18 protein-coding genes are annotated in these 20,872 nt (G+C 71.2%); 6 read left to right on the top strand and 12 right to left on the bottom strand.

Features of this window, described 5'->3' with window-relative positions:
• Position 1: 1 nt before the first annotated feature.
• From ACZ7LT_RS16840 to ACZ7LT_RS16820, 5 genes are all read right to left on the bottom strand, one after another.
• Positions 2-883, bottom strand: a complete 882-nt coding sequence (locus ACZ7LT_RS16840; protein ID WP_471236986.1) for an aminoglycoside phosphotransferase family protein — start codon at positions 881-883, stop codon at positions 2-4.
• Between the two features lie 121 nt (positions 884-1,004).
• The gene (locus ACZ7LT_RS16835; protein WP_471236796.1) at positions 1,005-3,017 is read right to left on the bottom strand and encodes an NB-ARC domain-containing protein; all 2,013 of its coding nucleotides are present in this window, start codon (positions 3,015-3,017) and stop codon (positions 1,005-1,007) included.
• Between the two features lie 38 nt (positions 3,018-3,055).
• Positions 3,056-3,715, bottom strand: a complete 660-nt coding sequence (locus ACZ7LT_RS16830; protein ID WP_471236795.1) for a DUF5063 domain-containing protein — start codon at positions 3,713-3,715, stop codon at positions 3,056-3,058.
• Between the two features lie 53 nt (positions 3,716-3,768).
• Positions 3,769-4,368: a recombination mediator RecR gene (gene recR / locus ACZ7LT_RS16825; protein WP_471236794.1), complete on the bottom strand. Its 600-nt coding sequence runs from the start codon at positions 4,366-4,368 to the stop codon at positions 3,769-3,771.
• A gap of 79 nt (positions 4,369-4,447) precedes the next feature.
• Positions 4,448-4,783: a YbaB/EbfC family nucleoid-associated protein gene (locus tag ACZ7LT_RS16820; RefSeq protein ID WP_471236985.1), complete on the bottom strand. Its 336-nt coding sequence runs from the start codon at positions 4,781-4,783 to the stop codon at positions 4,448-4,450.
• Positions 4,784-5,099: 316 nt separating this feature from the next.
• Between ACZ7LT_RS16820 and ACZ7LT_RS16815 the strand changes: the two genes are divergently transcribed.
• Entirely contained in the window at positions 5,100-5,852 is a 753-nt protein-coding gene (locus tag ACZ7LT_RS16815; protein ID WP_471236793.1) for an SLATT domain-containing protein, read from the top strand.
• 167 nt (positions 5,853-6,019) lie between these two features.
• Here ACZ7LT_RS16815 and ACZ7LT_RS16810 read toward each other — a convergent pair whose 3' ends face one another.
• From ACZ7LT_RS16810 to ACZ7LT_RS16800, 3 genes are all read right to left on the bottom strand, one after another.
• The gene (locus tag ACZ7LT_RS16810) at positions 6,020-6,670 is read right to left on the bottom strand and encodes a hypothetical protein (RefSeq protein WP_471236984.1); all 651 of its coding nucleotides are present in this window, start codon (positions 6,668-6,670) and stop codon (positions 6,020-6,022) included.
• 125 nt (positions 6,671-6,795) lie between these two features.
• Positions 6,796-7,482 (bottom strand): GntR family transcriptional regulator, encoded by a 687-nt coding sequence (locus ACZ7LT_RS16805; protein WP_471236792.1) that lies wholly within the window; start codon positions 7,480-7,482, stop codon positions 6,796-6,798.
• Positions 7,483-7,553: 71 nt separating this feature from the next.
• Positions 7,554-8,915 carry an aminotransferase class III-fold pyridoxal phosphate-dependent enzyme gene (locus ACZ7LT_RS16800; RefSeq protein WP_471236791.1) on the bottom strand — a complete coding sequence of 454 codons (1,362 nt, stop codon included), beginning with the start codon at positions 8,913-8,915 and terminating at the stop codon, positions 7,554-7,556.
• Positions 8,916-9,091: 176 nt separating this feature from the next.
• On the opposite strand from ACZ7LT_RS16800, the gene ACZ7LT_RS16795 reads away from it, so the two are divergent.
• The 3 genes from ACZ7LT_RS16795 to ACZ7LT_RS16785 all read left to right on the top strand — a co-directional run bounded on the left by ACZ7LT_RS16795 (position 9,092) and on the right by ACZ7LT_RS16785 (position 15,201).
• A complete protein-coding gene (locus ACZ7LT_RS16795) occupies positions 9,092-13,744 on the top strand; it encodes a DUF6531 domain-containing protein (RefSeq protein WP_471236790.1) in 4,653 nt (1,550 codons plus the stop codon).
• Between the two features lie 337 nt (positions 13,745-14,081).
• Positions 14,082-14,687 (top strand): type 1 glutamine amidotransferase family protein, encoded by a 606-nt coding sequence (locus ACZ7LT_RS16790; protein ID WP_471236983.1) that lies wholly within the window; start codon positions 14,082-14,084, stop codon positions 14,685-14,687.
• Between the two features lie 28 nt (positions 14,688-14,715).
• Entirely contained in the window at positions 14,716-15,201 is a 486-nt protein-coding gene (locus ACZ7LT_RS16785) for a MarR family winged helix-turn-helix transcriptional regulator (RefSeq protein WP_471236789.1), read from the top strand.
• Here ACZ7LT_RS16785 and ACZ7LT_RS16780 read toward each other — a convergent pair.
• Together ACZ7LT_RS16780 and ACZ7LT_RS16775 are read right to left on the bottom strand one after the other, a co-directional pair.
• The gene (locus ACZ7LT_RS16780) at positions 15,164-15,655 is read right to left on the bottom strand and encodes a VOC family protein (RefSeq protein ID WP_471236788.1); all 492 of its coding nucleotides are present in this window, start codon (positions 15,653-15,655) and stop codon (positions 15,164-15,166) included. The two genes, ACZ7LT_RS16785 and ACZ7LT_RS16780, sit on opposite strands and share 38 nt — an antisense overlap.
• Before the next feature lie 102 nt (positions 15,656-15,757).
• On the bottom strand, positions 15,758-16,279 hold the full coding sequence (locus tag ACZ7LT_RS16775; RefSeq protein ID WP_471236787.1) for a DinB family protein: 522 nt from the start codon (positions 16,277-16,279) through the stop codon (positions 15,758-15,760).
• A gap of 500 nt (positions 16,280-16,779) precedes the next feature.
• Here ACZ7LT_RS16775 and ACZ7LT_RS16770 point away from each other — a divergent pair, with 500 nt between their 5' ends.
• Together ACZ7LT_RS16770 and ACZ7LT_RS16765 are read left to right on the top strand one after the other, a co-directional pair.
• Positions 16,780-17,238: a DUF6415 family natural product biosynthesis protein gene (locus tag ACZ7LT_RS16770; RefSeq protein ID WP_471236786.1), complete on the top strand. Its 459-nt coding sequence runs from the start codon at positions 16,780-16,782 to the stop codon at positions 17,236-17,238.
• 179 nt (positions 17,239-17,417) lie between these two features.
• On the top strand, positions 17,418-17,825 hold the full coding sequence (locus ACZ7LT_RS16765; RefSeq protein ID WP_471236785.1) for a hypothetical protein: 408 nt from the start codon (positions 17,418-17,420) through the stop codon (positions 17,823-17,825).
• Positions 17,826-18,262: 437 nt separating this feature from the next.
• Here ACZ7LT_RS16765 and ACZ7LT_RS16760 read toward each other — a convergent pair whose 3' ends face one another.
• Both ACZ7LT_RS16760 and ACZ7LT_RS16755 read right to left on the bottom strand, forming a co-directional pair.
• Positions 18,263-19,531 carry a hypothetical protein gene (locus tag ACZ7LT_RS16760; RefSeq protein ID WP_471236784.1) on the bottom strand — a complete coding sequence of 423 codons (1,269 nt, stop codon included), beginning with the start codon at positions 19,529-19,531 and terminating at the stop codon, positions 18,263-18,265.
• A 105-nt stretch (positions 19,532-19,636) separates the two neighbouring features.
• Positions 19,637-20,758 carry a CapA family protein gene (locus ACZ7LT_RS16755; protein ID WP_471236783.1) on the bottom strand — a complete coding sequence of 374 codons (1,122 nt, stop codon included), beginning with the start codon at positions 20,756-20,758 and terminating at the stop codon, positions 19,637-19,639.
• Positions 20,759-20,872: the final 114 nt, after the last annotated feature.

Below are 20,872 nucleotides of genomic sequence, written 5' to 3'. Positions count from 1 at the left end.
GTCAGTTCTGGGCGGCCAGGATTTCGGTGATCGAGCGGAGGCCCACGGCGGCCAGGGCCGGGTTCGTCACGCGGTAGTAGTGGTACGCGGTGAGGCCGAAGCAGAGAGCCCAGCCGCGGCCCCGGCCCCAGGTCGCGTCGTCGACATCGGCCTCCGCCCGGAACAGCTCGCGCGTCCCCGCGTCCAGCAGCGTCCAGGCGGGGATCGTGTCGCAGGCGGGGTCGCCGACGCCGACCGCGCCGAAATCGATGACCGCGCTGAGCCGGCCTTCCCTGGCCAGGAGGTTGCCCGGCAGCAGGTCACTGTGGACCCACACGGGCGCGCCCTGCCACTGCGGGAGCGCGAGCGCCGTCTCCCAGGCCTCCGTCGCGGCGCCCGCGTCGAGTGTGCCGTCCGCCCCGAGGTCCCGGATCGCGAGCCGTACGTCCTCGTCCCGCGAGCTCAGCGGGCCGCCCCGGAACGACGGCGGGCCGCCGTCCGCGTCCACCGTCCGCAGCGCCACGACGAACCGGCCCAACGTGACGGCCGCGTGCCGGAGATCGGCGATCGGCTCGTCGAAGGCGTTCGCCCCCTCCAGCCAGCGGTACACCGACCACGCCATGGGGAACCCTTCCCCGGGCGCCCCCTTGGCCAGCGGCACCGGCACCTGGAGCGGCAGCGCAGGAGCGAGCCGGGGCAGCCACCGCTGCTCCTTCTCCACCTGATGCGCGGCGCCGGGGACCCGGGGAAGGCGTACGACCAGGTCGGCGCCGAGCCGGTACATCGCGTTGTCGGTCCCGGCCGACGCGACGCGTACCACCGGGAGGCCGGCCCACCGCGGGAACTGCGCTGCGACGAGCCGCTCGACGAGCTCCTCGTCGATGTCGAGCTCGTCGGCGTGCATCTTCTGGCGCGTTTTCCCGCCGGTCACCGGTCCCCCTACGACTGTGCTGCTGATGTCCGGGGCTCATCCCACCGGCCGGGGCGGGCTCCTGTCGACCGAATTCCCGTGCAGGACAAGGTGCTCAGTCCATGAGGCGGCGCACGAGCCGGGTCAACTCTCCGTCGCCCAACGCCCGTTCACAGTCGGCGAGCAAGCCGGGCCACAGCACGCGGGCGCGGTCCTCGTGGCCGAGCTTCCGCAGCAGGTGGACGAGGGTGGCACGGTCCGTCAGCGTCATGGTGTCGGTGTCCCCGTCGCGCGCACGCGACTCCTCGGCCACCGTCTCGGCGAGGGCGAGGGCCCGTTCGCCCTCTCCGGCTTCCAGCAGCTGCCACACCATCCTGTCCCGGATGCGGCGCACCAGGTATTCGTCCTGCGGCTCGGCGTCCATCGCATCCTGGAGGAACTGTTCGGCGTCGGCCAGGTCTCCGGCCCCGTCCCAGGAGTCTTCCGCCAGGGCCAGCCGGGCCGCGATCGTCTCCGGGTGCCGGGGGCCTCTCACCCGCAGGGCACGTTCGACGTTCTCCTCGCGCAGCCGCACCGCCCGCTCATGCTCCTCGGCCGGCAGCGCGTCCGCCAACTGCTCGCGCGCCGCGAGCGTACGTCGGTGATCCGGGCCGAGAACGCGCACATAAGTCCGGAGAGTCGCCTCGCACGCCCGTACGGCCTCACGGGTGTGCCCCGACAGAGCGAGGAGGCCGGCCATGTCGTCGAAGCGGTTGACCGTCAGTTCGTCGTCCGGTCCGCGCACCCGCAGCATGGACTCCGCCGCCCGGGCGGCCAGTGGCAAGGCCCGGTCGTATGCCAGGTCCATACCGAACTGCGCCGTGGCCAACGCGAACAGCATGGCCGTCATCTCAGTGTCGTCCTCGGCACGCGTGTGGCCCGCGAACGCCTCCGCCTGCACGGCCATCGCCCGCGCGGCCTCCACGCCTCGGTCCGACATCGCCGCGCCCGCCAGCAGCCGCCAGGCGTACTCCCGCGCCTCCTCCACCCCCTCCCCCGACGTCCGCGCCACCGCCTGCACCAGCCGGTGCACCGCGAGCTCGCCGTCCCGCAGGGTGATCAGGCTGTGGGCCGCCAGCCGCCGTACCGCCTCCGTGACCTCCAGCGGGGTGCCCAGCGGGTCCAGGAACCAGCGGGGGATGCCCTCCGGGGCCCACCAGGCGATGATCCGCAGGATCTTCTCCGCCAGCGGGGTGTCCGCGAGCCGGTCGAGGCTCACGCTCCAGACCCGGGCCACCGCGCGGCTCGCGTCGCCGCCCTCGGCCGTGCCCGCGAAGACCTCCGCGGGGTACCGCGCCAGCAGGTCCAGGTACGCGCGGGGCGTGATGCCTGCCTCGGCGCAGTACGCGGCGGCCTGTTCCACGGCCAGCGGCAGGAAGCCGAGTTCCGCGCAGAGCTCCTCGACGCCATCCTCGTCGACGCCCCGGATGCGGGCGAACAGCTCGACCGCCTCCGACGGGGACAGCACGTCCAGCGCGACCGTACGGGCGATGCCCTGCCAGCCGCTCGCCCGGCGGGTCGTGACCAGGAACCGGCCCCTGGTCGCCCGGGCCAGCAAGGGCCGTACGTCCGACGGGTCCGTGACGTTGTCCAGGACCATCAGCCAGTCGTCGTGCGTGGCAAGCCACTGCAACGCCCGTTCCTTCAACGCCTCCTGGGAGAGCACCCCCGCCAGCGCCGGCTGCATCGCCACCGCGAGAGCGGCCAGTCCGGCGTCGAGTTCGGCCGCGGTCTCCGCCGTGATCCACCAGACGGGGTTGTGGTCGGCCGCCCGGGTCGCGGCCCACTGCGCCGCCAGCGTCGACTTGCCGATGCCCCCGAGGCCGTGCACGGCCTGGACGACGACGCCCCCGACCCGGTCACCCAACGCGGTGTCGAGCAGGGCGAGTTCGCGCTCCCGGCCGACGAAGGTGTCCGTCCGCAGGGGTATGTGCACCAGCCCCGCCGGGCACTCCGACGGGGCCAGTGCTTCCGCGGGCAGCAGGGTCGCGCGCTCCACCTGGGTGATGTGGTCCCCGGTCGTGATCCGCCCGGCGTTTCCGCCGACGGCGACCGACCGCTCCCCCGATGCCTCTGTGTCTCCAGCCACGCACCCATGATGACGCGCTGGAGGGCACGTACGGGCTGCTACCGGCTGGACCGCAGTCCCAGCGGTCCCGCGATCTCCTCCGCCATCACACGGCCGGCCTCCTCGGCGAGGACGTCCTCCGTCAGGTCCTCGTCCGTGTCCAGGCCGTCCAGCTCCTCAAGCGGCTGGTCGAGGCGGACGTGGGACACGAGGGACTGAAGGGCGCGGAGGGTCGCCGAGGCGGTCGGGCCCCAGTTGGAGAAGTACGAGAACTGCCACCACCACAGCGCCTCGGTGGTCCGGCCCGCGCGGTAGTGGGCCAGGCCGTGGCGCAGGTCGGTGACGATGTCGGCGAGGTTGTCCGAGATCCGGCACGGCACCGGCGCCTTGCGCGGCTCGTACGGGTCGAAGACCTCGGAGAACACGTCCACCGGGTCCAGGAGCGCCGCGAACCGCTCGCGCAGGTCGTCCACGTCGAGGTCCGGGCCCGTGTCGGGCTCGTAGCGCTCCTCGGGGACGATGTCCTCGTGGGCGCCGAGCCGCCCGCCCGTGAGGAGCAGTTGGGAGACCTCGAGGAGCAGGAACGGTACGGCACTGTCGGGCTCGTCGCCCTTGGCCACTTCCGTGGTGGCGACGATGAAGGACTCGATCGAGTCGGCGATCTGCACCGCGAAGTCGTCGGGGTTCTGGGTCACGGAATGCAGTGTGGCGTCAGACATCGGAGATGCCTCCCTTGAGCGCGCGGGGCCCTGTCATCGTCGAACGACTGTCGTCATACATCTAGCAGTCGCCGCCCCTCGAAGGCACGCCCCAGCGTCACCTCGTCGGCGTATTCGAGGTCGCCGCCGACGGGGAGGCCGCTGGCGAGACGGGTGACCTTGAGGCCCATGGGCTTGATCATCCGCGCCAGGTACGTCGCGGTGGCCTCGCCCTCCAGGTTGGGGTCGGTCGCCAGGATCAGCTCGGTGACCGAGCCGTCGGCGAGCCTGGCGAGCAGCTCGCGGATCCGCAGGTCGTCCGGGCCGACGCCCTCGATGGGGCTGATCGCGCCGCCGAGGACGTGGTAGCGGCCACGGAACTCACGGGTCCGCTCGATCGCGACGACGTCCTTCGGCTCCTCGACGACACAGATCACCGAGGGGTCGCGGCGCGGGTCGCGGCAGATGTTGCACTGCTCCTGCTGCGCCACGTTTCCGCAGACCGCGCAGAAACGGACCTTGTCCTTGACCTCCAGGAGCGCGTGCGCGAGACGGCGTACGTCCGTGGGCTCGGCCTGGAGGATGTGGAAGGCGATCCGCTGGGCGCTCTTGGGACCGACGCCTGGCAGTCTGCCCAGCTCGTCGATGAGGTCCTGAACCACGCCTTCGTACAACGGAACGCCTCTCCTGGTGCTTCGTGCTTCTTACGGTAGTTGCTCGCCGTACCGGTTAGAAGGCCGGTCGGAAGGCCGGCTAGAAGGGAAGGCCCGGCATTCCGCCCAGGCCCTGGGTCAGCGGGCCCAGCTTGGACTGCTGGAGCTGCTGGGCGTTGTCGTTGGCGGCCTTCACCGCGGCGACGACGAGGTCCGCGAGGGTCTCGGTGTCCTCGGCGTCCACGGCCTTCGGGTCGATCACCAGGCCGCGCAGCTCACCGGCGCCGGTGACCGTGGCCTTGACCAGGCCACCCCCGGCCTGGCCCTCGACCTCGGTCGCGGCCAGCTCTTCCTGGGCCCGCGCGAGGTCCTGCTGCATCTTCTGGGCCTGCTGGAGGAGCTGCTGCATGTTGGGCTGGCCACCACCGGGAATCACGGTCACTCCTGGCATTTCGACGACGATTGTTCGGTATGCCGAGCCTACGTGGTCACCGCCCGGCGTGCGCCACAACTCTTTCGAGTGAGAAACTCAGGGCGCCACTACCTGATCAAGCCCCTCGTGAGGGCGGAAATCCCGGGATTCGTGGGCCCTGGCCCACCATTCGGCGGTAGGAATGGGGTGCGCGAGCATGCGCACCAGCACGCACGCGTGTCCCCCGGGTCACGCTAAGTAACAGGCCAAGTCACAGGAGAGAGCGCCGAGCACGCCGCCGCAGAGCGCTGACGCTGACGCTGAGCAGAGGAGTGCCCCGGTGAGTCAGCCGGAGATGCAGCCCGGGGGACCCGCCCGGGAGGAGGGGGACACCCATGCCTCGCGCTGGGTGTCGCGCGCACCGCACGGTGATCTGACCGGGAGGCCGTTTCCGCTCGGCGACTGGGGGGAGCCCGCGGAGCGCCTCAACGAGCTGTACCGCTGGGTCGAGGCGAACGCGCTGCGGACCACCGAGTGGTACCTCTCGGACCGGGTCTGGAAGCGCCGCTGCGCCCGGGCCCTGCGGGCCGGTACGGCGCTGGGGGTCATCGCCGGCGCCGCGCTGCCGCTGCTGGACCTGACCGGGGTGGTCGGCGGGGCCGCGACCTGGGGCTACCTCTCGCTGCTGCTCGCGGCGGCGTTCCTGGCCTGCGACCGGTACTTCGGGCTGACGTCCGGCTGGATGAGGGACGTGGCGACCGCGCAGGCCGTACAGCGACGACTCCAGGCACTTCAGTTCGACTGGGCGTCGGAGAGCGTACGGGAGGTGCTGGGCCCGACGGAGGGCACGGCGAGCGAGGCGGCCGAGCGGTGCCTGGGCGTGCTGCGGCGGTTCTCGGAGGACGTGACGGAGCTCGTACGGGCCGAGACGGCGGACTGGATGGTGGAGTTCCGCTCGGGGCCCGCGCCGCTGGTGATGCAGTCGGTGGGAGCGGGGGGCGGACGCCCGGAGTCGCATCCGTCCACGCGGCTGCCGCTGCCGCCGGGGACGCGTCCGAACATGCCGCGCCAGCGACCGCCGGAGCCGCGCTAGCGGCGCGGGGGCCCGGGGGCGGGGTAACGCCGGTCGGCGGCGCCCCGGGCGGGCCCGTACAAGCCTGCCGGGGGCGCCGGTCGTCGAACCCCGGTCGGCGGCCGTCAGCCGTTATCTGTCATCTGTCATCTGTCAGCCGTCGACCGCCATCTGTCAGCCGCCATCCGTCAGCTGAAGATGATCATCGAGCCCTGACCCAGGCTTCGCGTCGCCGCCGCATGCAGGCCCAGCCAGACATGCCGCTCCCGCGCGAAGGGGCTTTCGTCGTAGGGGATCGGGCCCGCTGGCTCCTCCAGGGACGTGGGGCGTTCCGGGGGGAGCGGGGCGGCCGGGGGGTTGGCGGGGTCGATGCCGATGGAGGGGGCCACGAACTCCAGCTCGCGCAGCAGGCCTTGGGACGAGCCCAGCGGGCCGCCGCCCTCCAGGAGTTCCTCGGTGGACAGCGGCGTGGGGAAGTCGACGGGCACGTACGCGCCCGCGTGGTCGTAGTGCCAGACCAGATGCGACTGCTGCGCGGTCGTCTCGAACATCTCCAGGAGTTGTTCGTAGTCCCCGCCGAGTTCGTCCACCGGGGTGACCGCCAGTCCGCAGATCTGCAGCAGGTACGCGCGGCGCAGGAAGTGCAGTGCGTCGTAGTCGAATCCGGCGACCGGCGCCACGTCGCCGGAGAGCCCGGGCATGTAGGCGAACACGGGGACCGTCGGCAGGCCGGACTCCGTAAGTGCCTTGTCGTAGGCGGCGATCTCTTCGGCGAAGGGGTTGTCGGGGCTGTGGCACAGCACGTCGACGAGGGGGACCAGCCACAGGTCACAGGCCAAGGGAGGCTCGCTCTCCGTCAAGTGCGGTTCGTACGATGGTCGGCACAGCGTAGTGCCATGCCTCCGCTCCGCACAGTCGTCAGCACAGTCGTCAGCACAGTCGTCACAACAGTCCTGGCAGGCCCTTACCCAGCGGAGAGCCGGTCCGCCCACCTGAGGGCGTGCGTGTTGTACGCGTCGATGACCGAGAGGGCCGCCGCCACGTCTCCCAGCGTGATCGCGTCGACGAGATCCTCGTGGCCGCCCCAGAGCCAGGCGAGCATGTCGCGGTCGTGGCGGAGGAAGGGCACCGCGAAGACCCAGGCCTGGACGCGCAGCCGGTGCAGGAAGTCGGCGATGTAGCGGTTGGCTATCAGGGCGCCGAGCTCACGCCAGAAGCGCAGGTCGTAGCCGATGAGGATGTCGAGGTCGCCGCCCCGGGCCGCCCGCGCGGCCTCTTCGGCGCGGCGGCGTACGGAGACGAGGGCGGGGCCGGTGAGGCCGAACGGCAGCTGGCCCTCGCCGCGTTCCTCGATACGGCGGAAGACTCCGTCGACGATGAGCGAACGGGCCTCGACCATGCCGCGGTAGTCGTCCACCGAGAACTGGTGGACGCGGAAACCTTTGTGCTGGTCGGAGTCGAGGAGACCCTGTGCCGAGAGGTCGACCATGGCTTCCCGTACGGGCGTCGCCGACACCCCGTACTGGTCGGCGATCTGCTTGACGGTGAATTCCTCACCGGGCTGCAGACGCCCTGCGAGGATCTCGTCACGCAGCGCGTCCGCGATCTGCTGCCGCAAGGTGTTGCGGGTCACAGCTCCGCTCGCGGGCATGGTGTGGTCCCCTCCGTCCGGCTTTCGGCACACCCTAGACCAGCCGGAAGGGACCCCCACCGTGAGGATGATTACACCGTGTGTTCGTCCGCGACGCTCAGCGCGGCGTCCAGGGCGGCCAGTCCTTCCTTCGCCTCGGCCTCGGTGATGTTGCAGGCCGGGACGGCGTGGGTGCGGTTCATGTTGATGAAGGGCCACAGGCCGTGCTTCTTGGCCGCGGCGCCGAAGGCGGCCATCGGGGCGTTCGCCTCGCCCGCGGCGTTGTACGGGACGAGCGGCTCGCGCGTCTCCTTGTTCCGTACGAGGTCGAGCGCCCAGAAGACGCCCAGGCCGCGCACCTCGCCGACCGAGGGGTGGCGCTCGGCCAGCTCGCGCAGGCCGGGGCCGAGGACGTGCTCGCCGATGTGGGCGGCGTGCTCGACGACCTTCTCGTCCTCCATCACCTGGATCGTGGCGATGGCCGCGGCGCAGGCGAGCGGGTGGCCGGAGTAGGTCAGACCGCCGGGGTAGGGGCGCTTGTCGAAGGTCGCCGCGATCTTCTCGCTGATGGCGACGCCGCCGAGCGGTACGTAACCGGAATTGACGCCCTTGGCGAAGGTCAGCAGGTCGGGGATGACGTCGAAGTGCTCGGCGGCGAACCACCTGCCCGTACGGCCGAAGCCGGCCATGACCTCGTCGAGGACGAAGACGATGCCGTACTTGTCGCAGATCGCGCGGACACCGGCGAGGTAGCCGGGCGGCGGCGTCATGATGCCGGCGGTGCCGGGCACGGTCTCCAGGATGATCGCCGCGATGGTCTGGGGACCCTCGAAGGCGATGGTGTCCTCCAGGTGTGCGAGGGCGCGCTCGCACTCCTGCGCCTCGGTCTCGGCGTAGAACGGCGAGCGGTAGAGGAACGGCGCCCAGAACCGTACGACGCCCGCGGAGCCGGTGTCGGAGGCCCAGCGGCGCGGGTCACCGGTGAGGTTGATCGCGGTGGAGGTCGCGCCGTGGTACGAGCGGAAGGCGGAGAGGACCTTGTGGCGGCCCGTGTGCAGCCGGGCCATCCGTACGGCGTTCTCGACGGCCTCGGCGCCGCCGTTGGTGAAGAAGATCTTGTCCAGGTCGCCGGGGGTGCGCTCGGCGATGAGCCGGGCGGCCTCGGAGCGGACGTCGACGGCGAAGGCGGGCGCGAAGGTGGTGAGCTTCCCGGCCTGCTCCTGGATGGCGGCGACGACCTTGGGGTGCTGGTAGCCGATGTTCGTGTAGACGAGGCCGCTGGTGAAGTCGAGGTAGCGGTTGCCGTCGTAGTCCCAGAAGTACGAACCCTCGGCACCGGCGACGGCGAGCGGGTCGATCAGGCCCTGGGCGGACCAGGAATGGAACACATGCGCGCGGTCGGCGGCCTTCACGGCCGCGCCGGCCTGGGGATCGGGTTCGACATGAGGGGTCATATGCCCAGGGTAGGTACGCGCGGCTGGGGGCGGACATGGCCACCTTGTATGGAGTGAGCCACTTTCGTCGGCAGGATGTCGGGCCCCGACGAGGGAATCTCCCCAGCTTCGTCAGTTCGTACGACTAGTGTGTTGGATCTTTGCTGGGCGCAAATGAGCAACGGGGGATTTGAGGCATGGCTGTCACGGTTCCGGACTGGGCTGACACGCTGTTGGATCTGGTGGGGGTGAACTGGCCCAACGTGGACGAGGACGCCTACCGGGAGATGGCGGACGCGCTGCGGGAGTTCGCGGACGATCTCGCCGACGACGGTCAGCTCGCCAACAACCATATGGAGCGTTTGCTTTCGTCGGGTCAGGGCGAGGCGATGGACGCGCTGAACGAGCACTGGGGCAAGGTCAAGGGCAAGCACCTGAAGGACATGGTGTCCGCGGCCCGGACGATCGCCGGCGCTTTGGACATGGCGGCCGGGGCGATCGAGGGCATGAAGTACAAGGCCCTCGCGGAGCTGGGGATCCTGGCCGGTCAGACGGGTCTGGCCATGGCCCTCATCCCGGTCACCGGTGGTCTGTCGGCGCTGCTGGGCGCGGGCGCGATCGCGTTCACGAAGAAGATGATCCTGAAGGCGATCTCGGAGGCGATGGAGGCGGCCGTCGGCCACATCGTCGCGGTGATGACCGAGCCTGCGGTGGCCGCGCTGGAGAACATGGCCGCGGACCTGGTGGTCCAGGTCAGCATGGACGCCCTGGGCGTCCAGGACGGTGTGGACCTCAACCAGACGAAGCAGGCCGGCAAGGACGGTATGAACCTGGCCTCCGCCGGTGGTGGCGGGGGCGGTGGCGGTGGCCCCAAGGGCAAGGGCTTCCACATCGAGCACGACGAGCACGACAACGCCGGCACCAAGCTGAACGGCGTCAGCGTCGGGATCCATGGCAAGACCGCCGGCAAGCTGACGAAGGCGAAGACGGCTGGGGGGCGGAACAAGGGCCGGGACGACATCGCCGACGCGCTCGATCCGGTGATCGAGAAGGCCATGGGCGCGCTGGTGAAGTCGGCGAAGACCATGGGTGATCATGTCGGCAAGACGCTGCCCAAGGCCGTGAAGCAGATATCCGTCGATCACAAGAACAACGACGACGACACCCGTGAACGCCTCGCCCGGGAACGGAAGAAGGACGAGGACGGCAAGGGCAAGGACGGCACGGGCAACGGCCCCGGGACCCGCAGGAACACCGTCAGCGACGGGCCGAACAGCAAGCACCCGGGCTCCGACCGCGGCCGGCCCGACCCGCTCAAGAACGCCCGCGACGAACCCCGCCGCAACTCCATCTCCCTCGACAAGACGGTGTGCGAGACCGACCCCGTCGACGTCGTCACCGGCGAGATGGTCATGCGGCAGACCGACCTGTCGCTGCCCGGCGTCCTGCCGCTGACCCTGCGCCGCACCCATCTGTCGTCGTACCGCCACGGCCAGTGGTTCGGCCGCAGCTGGGCCTCCAGCCTCGACGAGCGCCTCGAACTCGATCCACTGGGCGCGGGCGCGGTGTGGGCCCGCGAGGACGGCTCCCTGCTCGTCTACCCCAGCCTTCCCCTGCCGGGCGGCGAACCGGTCCTGCCGCTTGAGGGCGACCGGCTGCCGCTCGTCCACGGCGGGCAGCGCGAGGACGAGACGACGTACACGGTCACCGACCCGCACACCGGTCTGACCAGCTCCTTCACCGGCAGCCCCTACCGCCCCTCCATCGGCTACTGGCTCACCGCCGTCGAGGACCGCAACGGCAACCGTCTCGCCTTCTCCCGCCGCCCCGACGGCTCCCCCACCGCCGTCACCCACAGCGGCGGCCACACCGTCCAGATCACCAGCGAGGACCAGCGCGTCACCGCCCTGGCGGTACGCGGCCCCGAGGGCCCGGTCACCGTCCTGTCGTACGGCTATGACGAGCGCGGCATCCTCGACGCCGTCACCAACTCCTCAGGTCTGCCGCTGGCTTTCGGCTACGACGAGGACGACCGGATCACCTCGTGGACCGACCGCAACGACTCCACCTACCGGTACGAGTACGACGACGCCGGCCGGGTCGTGCGCACCATCGGGCCCGACGGGTTCCTCTCGTCCACCTTCGCCTACGACCCGGAGAACCGGGTCACCCGCTACACCGACTCCACCGGCGCCACCACCGTCCACCGGTTCAACGAGCACCTCCAGGTCGTCGCGACGACCGACCCGCTGGGGAACACGGTCCACCAGACGTGGGACCGGCACGACAACCTCCTCAGCCGCACCGACGCGCTGGGGAACACCACGCGGCTCGACTGGGACGAGCGCGGCAACCTGACAGCCGTGCGCAACCCCGACGGGACCGCGCTCTCCAGCGTCTACAACGCGCTCAACCTGCCGCTGATCACCGTCCGCCCGGACGGTGTTGAGCTGCGGCAGGAGTACGACGAGCGGGGCAACCGCATCCGGTCGACCGACGAGAACGGCGCGACGACCACGTTCGTCCACGACGGGACGGGCGCGCCCGTGTCGATCACCGACGCGCTGGGCCACACGACGACGTTCTCCCACGACGGGCACGGTCTGCCCGTGGCGGTCACCGATGCTCTCGGCGCCGTCACGCGCTACGAGCGCGACGCCTTCGGGCGGCCGACCGCCGTGACCGGCCCGCTCGGGAACACGGTCTCCTTCGAGTGGACCGTCGAGGGGCGGCTCGCGCGCCGGGTCGAGGCCGACGGGTCCGAGCAGAGCTGGACGTACGACGGGGAGGGCAACTGCCTGACCCACACGGATGCCCTGGGCGGCGTCACACGGTTCACGTACACGCACTTCGACCTCCAGCAGTCGCGTACCGCCGCGGACGGGGTGCGCCACGAGTTCGTGTACGACACCGAGCGGCGCCTCACCCAGGTGGTCAACCCCCAGGGGCTGACCTGGGACTACTCCTACGACGCGGCGGGCCGGCTGGTCGCCGAGACCGACTTCGACGGCCGCTCGGTCGGGTACGCGCACGACGCGGTGGGCCGGGTGACGGGCCGCGCCAACGCGCTGGGGCAGCAGGTCCGTTACGAGCACGACGCGCTCGGACGGATCGTGCGGAAGGACGCCGACGGGCAGGTCACGGACTTCGCCTACGACGTGTGCGGGCGGCTCCTCGCGGCGACCGCGCCCGGGGTCACCCTCTCGATCACCCGGGACGAGCGGGGGCGGCCGACCGCGGAGTCCGTCAACGGGCGGACGATGACGCACGCGTACGACGCGCTGGGGCGCCGTACGGCCCGCACCACACCGGTCGGGGCGGTGAGCCACTGGGCGTTCGACGCGGCCGGCAACCGCACCCGGCTGACCACGGCGGGGCGCACGATCGACTTCGGCTACGACGCGGCCGGGCACGAGACGACCCGGGACTTCGGCGGGATCTTCACCCTCGCGCACGCCTACGACGAGCTGGGCCGGCTCACGTCGCAGTCGGTGCGCGACGCCGCCGGGCGGAGCCTGCACCACCGCGACTACGGCTACCGCGCCGACAACACCCTCACGTTCACGGACGACCAGCACACCGGGCGGCGCACCTTCGACCTGGACGGCGCCGGGCGGGTCACCGCGGTCCGGGCGGAGGGCTGGAGCGAGCGGTACGCCTACGACGAGTCGGGCAACCAGACGGAGGCGGAGTGGCCCGGCTCCCACCCCGGGCACGAGGCGACGGGCGCGCGCCTCTACGCCGGTACCCGGGTGGAGCGGGCGGGCCGGGTGCGTTACGAGCACGACGGCCAGGGCCGGATCACCCTGCGCCGCAAGGCGCACCTGTCCGGCAAGGTGGAGACCTGGCACTACACCTGGGACGCCGAGGACCGGCTGGTGGGGGTGGTCACGCCGGACGGCACGCGGTGGCGCTACCTCTACGACCCCTTCGGGCGGCGGGTCGCCAAGGAGCGGCTGGACGACGCGGGCGAGGTGGTCGAGCGCACCGACTTCACCTGGGACGGTCTGCTCCTGTGCGAGCAGGTGACCACCTCGGCCGAGCTGCCCCGTCCGGTGGCCCTGACCTGGGACCACCAGGGGACCCGGCCCATCGCCCAGACCGAGCACCTGGCCGGTCAGGACGAGGTCGACCGCCGTTTCTTCGCGATCGTCACGGATCTGGTGGGCACGCCGCGGGAGCTGCTCGACGAGGAGGGGGCGACGGCCTGGCGCACGCGCGCGACCCTGTGGGGGACGACGACGTGGGCGGCGAACAGCGTCGCGTACACGCCGCTGCGGTTCCCGGGGCAGTACTTCGACCCCGAGACGGGCCTCAACTACAACCACTTCCGGCACTACGACCCCGAGGTGGGGCGCTATCTCACCTCCGACCCGCTGGGGCTCGCGCCGGCCACGAACCCGTTCACGTACGTCCACAATCCGCATACGTGGACGGACCACCTGGGTCTGGCGCCGGAGTGCGAGACGTTCCCGATCTACCGGACGCCGAAGGCCAAGGACAAGGAGTACGAGAGGGAGCACGGACCGAACCCGGCCAACCACCAGAAGGGGGTCGAGCTGGAGGGAGGCATCATCTCGGACGGAAAGATCTACTTCGGCGAACGGGCCGTGGCGACCCAGTACTGGAGCCCGACCGGAAAGATCAACTTCGCGAACGGCATGGTGCGGTACGACATGCACCCGGACTTCCTGAAGGAGTTCACCAGCGGCGAGTACATGAAGGTGCACAACACGGACCGGGAAACCGGTAAACCACTGATCGAGTTCGTGATTCCGATCGACAAGCTGGACCGGTTCAACGAGCTGGTGATGAAGAAGACATGGATTCCGTACGGCGGACAGGGGTGACGGAGTGATCAGGGATCACGAGGAATTCGACGTGGTGGTCCTGGGGGTGGCCTCGGTGGGCACGCGGGTGCGGATCGAGGGCACGGAAGGCATCGAGGGGTTCATCGATCAGGTCATGCATCCGTCGTGGTGGTCCGAGGACGTACCGCCGCCGCAGGTCGGCGACCGGCTGCACGTGGTCGTCCTGGACGCGTCCAGGACGCCGCCGCGGCTGAGTGCGCTGGAGGACGACATCGCGATCGGGCGGCGGCTGCGCTCCGGCGAGCTGACCCCTCCCTCCATTGACAGCATTCTGTCATCATGGCAGGATGCTGTCATAAGCGATCGGGAGGCCGCCATGACCAGCACCGCACCCCGCAAGACCGTCCACCTCGCCGTGTACGACGCGCTCGCCGACTGGGAGACGGGCCACGCCACCGCCTGGCTCGCCCGCTCCGGGTTCGAGATCCGTACGGTCGGGCCGAGCACCGCGCCCGTCACCAGCATCGGCGGACTGCGCATCACGCCCGACCTCGCGCTCGACGAGCTGACGCCCGAGGACAGCGCCCTGCTGATCCTGCCCGGCGGCGATCTGTGGGACGAGGGCGACGACCTGGCGCCGTTCGCCGCGAAGGCCCGGGCGTTCCTCGACGCGAAGGTGCCGGTCGCCGCGATCTGCGGGGCGACGGCCGGGCTGGCCCGGGAAGGGCTGCTCGACGACCGCCGGCACACCAGCGCGGTGTCCTTCTACCTGTCCGCCACCGGCTACCAGGGCGGCGAGCACTACGTCGACGCGGACGCCGTCACCGACGGCGACCTGATCACCGCCGGGCCGACCGAGCCGGTCGCCTTCGCCCGTGAGGTCCTCGGCAAGCTCGGCGCGTTCGAGGGCGAGAAGCTCGACGCTTGGTACCGCCTCTTCCACGACTCGGACCCGGCCGCGTACGAGACACTCAACGGATGAGCGGGAAGAACGGATGAGTACGGACGAGATGAGTGAGGAACCGACCCGCCGTGAGCAGCAGGACCTGCTCACCCGTACCGCCCTCGGCGTCTTCCGGCTGAACGGTCAGTTCCTCACCGTCTCGGACGAGCTGGCGCGCGAGGCCGGGCTCACGGCGGCGCGCTGGCAGGTGCTGGGCGCCGTCGTGCGTGAGCCCCAGTCGGTCGCCGGGATCGCCCGCACGATGGGCATCACGCGGCAGAGCGTGCAGCGGATCGCCGATCTGCTCGCCGAGCAGGGCCTCGCGGCGTACGGCCCCAATCCCGCGCACCGCCGCGCCAAGCTGCTGCACGCCACCGAGGAGGGGCGCGCGGCGATCCGGCGGATCGACCCGGGGCACGCGGGGCTCGCGGCGAGCCTCCTCGCCGCGCTGGGGCGCGAGGAGTTCACCGAGACCGTACGGGTCCTGGAGCAGCTGAGCGCGGCCCTGGACACGGTCATGGAGCAGCGGGCGGCAGGTACAGCGTCCCCGTGACGTAGCGCATGGCCTCGGTGAACTCGGGGTCGGACAGGCGCCGGTTCAGCTCGCCCTCCTCGACGTCCTCGACGTGCGTCTGGATCCACCACAGGTTGCCGAAGGGGTCCTGGACGCGGCCCACCCGGTCGCCGAAGTACAGATGCGTGACCTCGGTGACGGAGGTCCCGCCGGCCTCGACCGCGCGGCGGTGGGTCGCGTCCGCGTCCTCGACGTACAGCCGCAGGAACGAGGGCGTGACCGGCCACCCCTTGGGGCTGTCGAAGGCCATCACGCGCGCGTTGCCGATGCGCAGTTCGGCGTGGCCGATCGTGCCGTCCTCCAGCACGAAGCGGCCGAGGTCCTCGGCGTCGAAGGCGCGCTGGAGGTAGTCGATCAGCCCGGCGGTGTCGTGGCTGATGATCCAGGGGGTGACGGTGGTGTAGCCGTCCGGTACGGGCTTGACCTCGGGCATGGGAGCTCCTTACGGGGCCGGGGTGGGGCGTGAGGACCACGCTAGAAGACAACTGGGCCAGAACCTGTCCTCATTCGGCGGCCCTTGGGCCGAGGCCGCGGTTCAGACCCCGACGGTGCCGTCGACGCCCTCCCGCAGGAAGTCCGCGTGGCCGTTGTGGCGCGCGTACTCGTGCAGCACGTGGAGCATCACGAGCCGCAGCGAGACATCCTGGCCCCAGCGCACCGCGTGCGCCGTGACGTCCAGGGACTCCGCCGCCGCCTCGATCCGCCGGGAGTGCTCGACCTCCGCCTGCCAGGCGGCGAACCCCTCGACGCGCGTGGCCGCCGTCGCGTCGTACGCCACCTGGTAGTCGCCCTCGTCGGACCAGACCAGCGGAATGTCCTCGCCGTTGATCACCTTCCGGAACCAGGTCCGCTCCACCTCGGCCATGTGCCGTACGAGCCCCAGCAGGCTGAGCGTCGACGGCGGCATCGACTGCCGGCGCAGCTCCTCGTCGGTGAGCCCCTCGCACTTCATGGCGAGGGTCGCCCGGTGGAAGTCGAGGTAGGCGCGCAGGGTTTCCCGCTCGCCGCCGGTCAGGGGCGGGCCGATCCGTTCGACGGGTGTCCGTTCGGTCGTCATACGAACCAGTCAACCGCGCGTACCGCCCCTGCCGCGCCGGTTTTTCCGCCGCACGCGCGTGGGGGGACGGTGACCGGACCGGCCCACGCGCCCCCCGTACAGCCCTGCTTGGCCGTACGGAGGGCGTTCTCGCTGTATCCAGCTACTGTTCTGGTGTCGAGTCAGAACGGAGCCCAGCATGCCTGCTCTCCCGCCCGAACACATCGGCGCACGTATCAAGCGCCTGCGCCGTGAGCGCCACCTCACCCAGAAGGCCCTTGCGGATCTCTCGGCGGCGCCGCAGCAGGCCCGGTACCACCCGACGGTGCGAGAGACGTATGCCGGGCTGGAGGCGGCCCGCCGTCAACTCCCGGACACGTTCTTGTCGTATGGCTCCTGGCTGGGTAGATAACGGGCAGTCAAGCCGTGACCCCGACTATCCGAAACAGCGGATAGTCGGGGCCTTGTTTGTGCCTCACCCTGGTCTTCACGCACTCGCCGACGACGCCAGGGAGCGGACTATGCGGGAGAGGCACGACCGGCCGACCGAGTACGCCGAGGTGCCCCTCGGGCACCTCCTCGCCCAGGCCGCCGACGCCATAGAGGCACACGTCGAAGAGGTGGCGGAGCGCGACATCAGGCGCGCGCTCACCATGCGCAGCCACCCCGGCGGCAAGGCCCTCACCTACCTCAACGACCGCCTCATCGCCCAGTGCACGACGCTGGCCGTCGGCGTCCAGAACATCCCGGAGCAGCGCCGGACTGTGCGCGGAGTCAGAGCACTCGCGACGTGGACGGAGCTCGCGGAGACCGGCCCCGAGAGCGGACCCCTCGGCACCTGGTCCTACGCGCACCATCTCGCCCAGGCAGCGCGCGACATGCTCAGCGAGATTCGCGCGTATCGCGACCACGAGATCGCGTTCACCGGTCGCGCCGACCTGCCGCCCATCGCGCCGACGACCGAGAGGACGGCGCGGTGACCCGATACGCCCACCCCTGCGGGGACCCGGCGTTCCGATGGCCCTCCGGCGCCTGCCGCCTGGGCAGCCCACTCCCTTCGAGTGGCCGGGCCTACCGCATCACCACCGACTGGCCGACCCCCTCGGGTGCTGGCGGCTCCATAGACTGGCTGGACCGCCACGAGAGGAAATGATCACAAATGCGCCCCCAGCGATTCACCGATTTCGTCATCGACCTCGTCAAGAACACCCCGGGGGTCAACCGCGTGCAGACCCTCGCCGAGGTCGGAGACACCAAGCACCCCCATGGCCTGGCGATCACCAACAGCAGCGGCGAGACGCGCTGGCAGTTCACCGGGCAGCTCCCTGACGGCGCCAAGCACGAGGGCTTCGCCGATGAGCCGGTCACCGGCAACCCGGCCCCGGCCGGACTCGACCCGGCGGCGGCCGACTCGCCCGAGGCGTGGTTCGCCGCGGTCCTGGCGCAGGCGGAGTGCCCAGAGATCGCCGCTATCGAGTGCTGGTCCACGAGCCCCAACGCGGCATCCGAGAAGGGCATCACGGCGAAGTTCCACAACGGCGCCCGGATCTTCGCGCGCCAGCTCTGATCCCTCCCCGGACGGCCGGGGAGTCGCACCACCCTGTCAGCACCACCGATCCTGGAGGACTGATATGCGATTCGACCCCGGCAAGGTTGAGGGGAACTGCCCCGTCTGCGGCGCGGGGGTGGGCTCTCCCCCCGGCACTCCGACCACGATCCATCAGCGCGGCGGCACGGGCACGGAGACCTGCCCCGGATCCGGCTCTCCCACGCTGTAGTGACCGGCCCCGGCCGGCTCCGCCCCCCGATGCCGACCGGGGCTTCGCAGCCCCCGCTCTGGCCCCAGCCCTGGAACAAGCCTGGACGCTGCGCCGATTCCGGGCGGGCATTCGCACCGCGTAGAAGAGGGGCCAGAGCGGGCCCCCTCATTCTCACGACCACCCGTTAGCGCGCTCGCCGACACTTTTCAGCCCGGGGAACCTGCTCGTCACCATCTGCTCCGGCCTAGCCGACCTTGAAGGCGTACACGTACCGGGTGTCCGGCGTCCGCTTGCCCGGCTCGTCGCCCTCCGCGTACTCCGACAGGGCCCACAGGAGCTTGTCGCCACCGGTCTCGGCGTAGCTCAGGTCCTCCGGGCCCGGAGGCGTCGACCAGAGCTTGCGGGTGGTCACCGACTTGGCGGCGTCGGCCTTCCCGTAGCGGATGCTGCCGTTGCCCAGCCGGCCGTTGCTGACGGAGAGGAAGAAGGCCTCGCCGTCGGCGGTCTTGAGGCTGAGCGCGCCCTGGAGCTGGGCGCCGTCGCGGATCGCGTACGGGGTGGGTGAGAGCACCGACTTCGTGCCGGGGTCGACCGGGGACAGCCAGCCCTGGCCGTCGAGGGCGAAACGGACGCCGCGCGCCGTGAGGGGGCCCTGGCCCGGGGTGACGTATTCGCTCACCAGCAGGGAGGGGCCGCCCTGGGAGGTGCGGTCGAGGGAGACCTGCGAGTAGTTCATGCGCTCGTTCGGGTGCTCGATGTCGTCGTAGGCGCGCACCTGCGGCAGGACGTACTTGGCGCCGTAGGCGTAGTACTTCCCGTCGAAGTGGCCGCAGTGATCCCTGGCCGGGCCGCCCGTGACGGCCTTGAACATCGCGTTCGTGTCGAAGACCCGCAGGCCTTTGCGCGTGTCGACGACGTAGAGGAAGTTTCCGTACCAGGCGATTCCGCCGACGTGGACGGTGACGGGCTTGAAGTCCGGCCGGCCCCCGGTCAGGACCGGCTCGACGAGCAGGACGTGGCGGTAGCGGGGTGTGCGGTGGCTGCGGTCGACGAAGGTGATCCGGGCGGCCTGGCGGCGGGCGGCGTCGAGGGTGTACCAGGACACGAGCAGGGTCTGGCCGCCCGAGCCGTTGGCGTCGTAGTCGGTGGTGATGCCCTGCGGCCGCCAGCTCCTGGTCTCGAAGTCGGTCTCGGCCCACCGGAAGCAGTGCCGGACGCTCGGGTTGCCCCGCAGGGTCCGGTGCCTCTCCACTACGGCGCGGGTGTTGCGGGGGTCGGCGAGGACGCCCGCGACCGTCGCCGGCTCCAGCTTCGCGACGTCCCGCAGGTGCCGGATCGCCTCGGTGTAGGACGCGCCCTCGGACGCGCCCTCCCGTATCCAGAGCCGTACGGGCTCCATGCCCAAGGCATCGGTACGGGCGCGAGCGGCGGCGGGGGCGGCGAGGCCGCCGGCGGCCAGGGCGAAGGGGACGGCGGTGACGGCGCGAAGAACGCTTCTGCGTGTGGTGTCCATGGCGGGAACGTAGGGCGGGCCCCGGCCCGTGTCCGCCCCCGGGCGTGTCCCGGACACGGCCCGCGTCCGTGACCAGCCGTCCCGCCCGTGTCCGGGACAGCGGCCCTAGGGGCGGGCCCAGCGCAGCGTCAGGAACCCGTCCGAGCCCGGCTCGGGCTCCACCGCGGTGCCGAACTCCCGTCCCGCCCGGCTGAGCACCCGGCACAGCCAGTCGGCGTCGGCCTCCGGGGCGTGGTGCAGCGACATCCGGCGGGCCCGCAGCGGGGCCATGCGCAGCCCGGTCAGCTCGCCGGTGGCGGCGTCCAGGGTGGGGAAGTAGAGCAGCCGCAGATCGTCTCGGTAGCGCTCGTAGCCGGTGATGCCCTCGTAGTCGTCGACGAGGTCTCCGCAGCCGTAGAGGATGAGCCGGCCGTGGTGGACCTCGATGGGGCGCGGGTGGTGCGAGGAGTGGCCGTGCACGACGTCCACGCCGCCGTCGACGAGCCGCCGCGCGAAGGTGGCCTGGTTCCCGGGCACGGCGTAGCCCCAGTTCGTGCCCCAGTGGATCGACACGACCACCACGTCGCCGTCCTGGCGGACCGCCCGCAGGCGGCGGACGAGGGCGTCCGCGCTGCGGACGGAGAGGTCGGGGACGAAGTCGACGCCCGGCCGGTCCTCGGCCGCCGCCCACCGGGAGGGGATCCCGCTGGAGGCCATCCCGCAGGACAGTACGACGACCCGCCCGCCGTCGGTGGGGACGACGGCGGGGCGCCGCGCCTCGTGCACGTCCCGCCCGGCCCCCGCGTACCGCAGTCCCGCGGCGCGCAACACGTCGAGGGTCTCCTCCAGGCCGCGCGGGCCGAAGTCCAGCACATGGTTGTTGGCGAGGGCGCAGACGTCGGGGCGGGCGACGGTGAGGCAGTCGACGTTGGCCGGGTGCATGCGGTAGTTCACGGCCTTGCCGGGGTCGAAGTGGTCGCTGGTGGTGACGCTCGTCTCCAGATTGATCACCCGGACGTCGGGGGCGAGCGCGTCGCACACCTCCAGGGCGTCCCCCCAGAGCCAGGCCGGGCCCACGGGCCGGGGGATCGGGCCGTGGGCGACCTCGGCCAGGGCCACGTAGTCGCGGGCGTCCCGGACGTACGCCTCCCGCAGCGCCGGATCGCCGGGGTGCGCGAGGATCTGGTCGACACCCCGGCCCGGCATCACATCGCCGCTGAGCAGCAGCGTCACGGCGGCCAGGCCCATGGGGCCAATTTTCCCACCGCGCGGCGACAGCGGCCTGGGAGCTGCCTGGAGGGCCCCGGGCCTGGGCCCGGCCGGGGGCCGGGGGCCGGGGGCCGCTCCAGGACCCGGACCAGG

The sequence above is a fragment of the Streptomyces sp. NPDC039465 genome (assembly GCF_055639315.1).
Note: the sequence above shows the minus strand (reverse complement) of the source record. Positions and strands in the feature narration are given on the sequence as shown.

Bases quoted from the DNA above. Each gene is read 5' to 3' on its own strand.
- ACZ7LT_RS16840 (WP_471236986.1), bottom strand. From the start codon at position 883: ATGCACGCCGACGAGCTCGACATCGACGAGGAGCTCGTCGAGCGGCTC.
- ACZ7LT_RS16830 (WP_471236795.1), bottom strand. From the start codon at position 3,715: ATGTCTGACGCCACACTGCATTCCGTGACCCAGAACCCCGACGACTTC.
- ACZ7LT_RS16805 (WP_471236792.1), bottom strand. From the start codon at position 7,482: ATGCCCGCGAGCGGAGCTGTGACCCGCAACACCTTGCGGCAGCAGATC.
- ACZ7LT_RS16800 (WP_471236791.1), bottom strand. From the start codon at position 8,915: ATGACCCCTCATGTCGAACCCGATCCCCAGGCCGGCGCGGCCGTGAAG.
- ACZ7LT_RS16795 (WP_471236790.1), top strand. From the start codon at position 9,092: ATGGCTGTCACGGTTCCGGACTGGGCTGACACGCTGTTGGATCTGGTG.
- ACZ7LT_RS16790 (WP_471236983.1), top strand. From the start codon at position 14,082: ATGACCAGCACCGCACCCCGCAAGACCGTCCACCTCGCCGTGTACGAC.
- ACZ7LT_RS16785 (WP_471236789.1), top strand. From the start codon at position 14,716: ATGAGTGAGGAACCGACCCGCCGTGAGCAGCAGGACCTGCTCACCCGT.
- ACZ7LT_RS16780 (WP_471236788.1), bottom strand. From the start codon at position 15,655: ATGCCCGAGGTCAAGCCCGTACCGGACGGCTACACCACCGTCACCCCC.
- ACZ7LT_RS16775 (WP_471236787.1), bottom strand. From the start codon at position 16,279: ATGACGACCGAACGGACACCCGTCGAACGGATCGGCCCGCCCCTGACC.
- ACZ7LT_RS16770 (WP_471236786.1), top strand. From the start codon at position 16,780: ATGCGGGAGAGGCACGACCGGCCGACCGAGTACGCCGAGGTGCCCCTC.
- ACZ7LT_RS16765 (WP_471236785.1), top strand. From the start codon at position 17,418: ATGCGCCCCCAGCGATTCACCGATTTCGTCATCGACCTCGTCAAGAAC.
- ACZ7LT_RS16760 (WP_471236784.1), bottom strand. From the start codon at position 19,531: ATGGACACCACACGCAGAAGCGTTCTTCGCGCCGTCACCGCCGTCCCC.
- ACZ7LT_RS16755 (WP_471236783.1), bottom strand. From the start codon at position 20,758: ATGGGCCTGGCCGCCGTGACGCTGCTGCTCAGCGGCGATGTGATGCCG.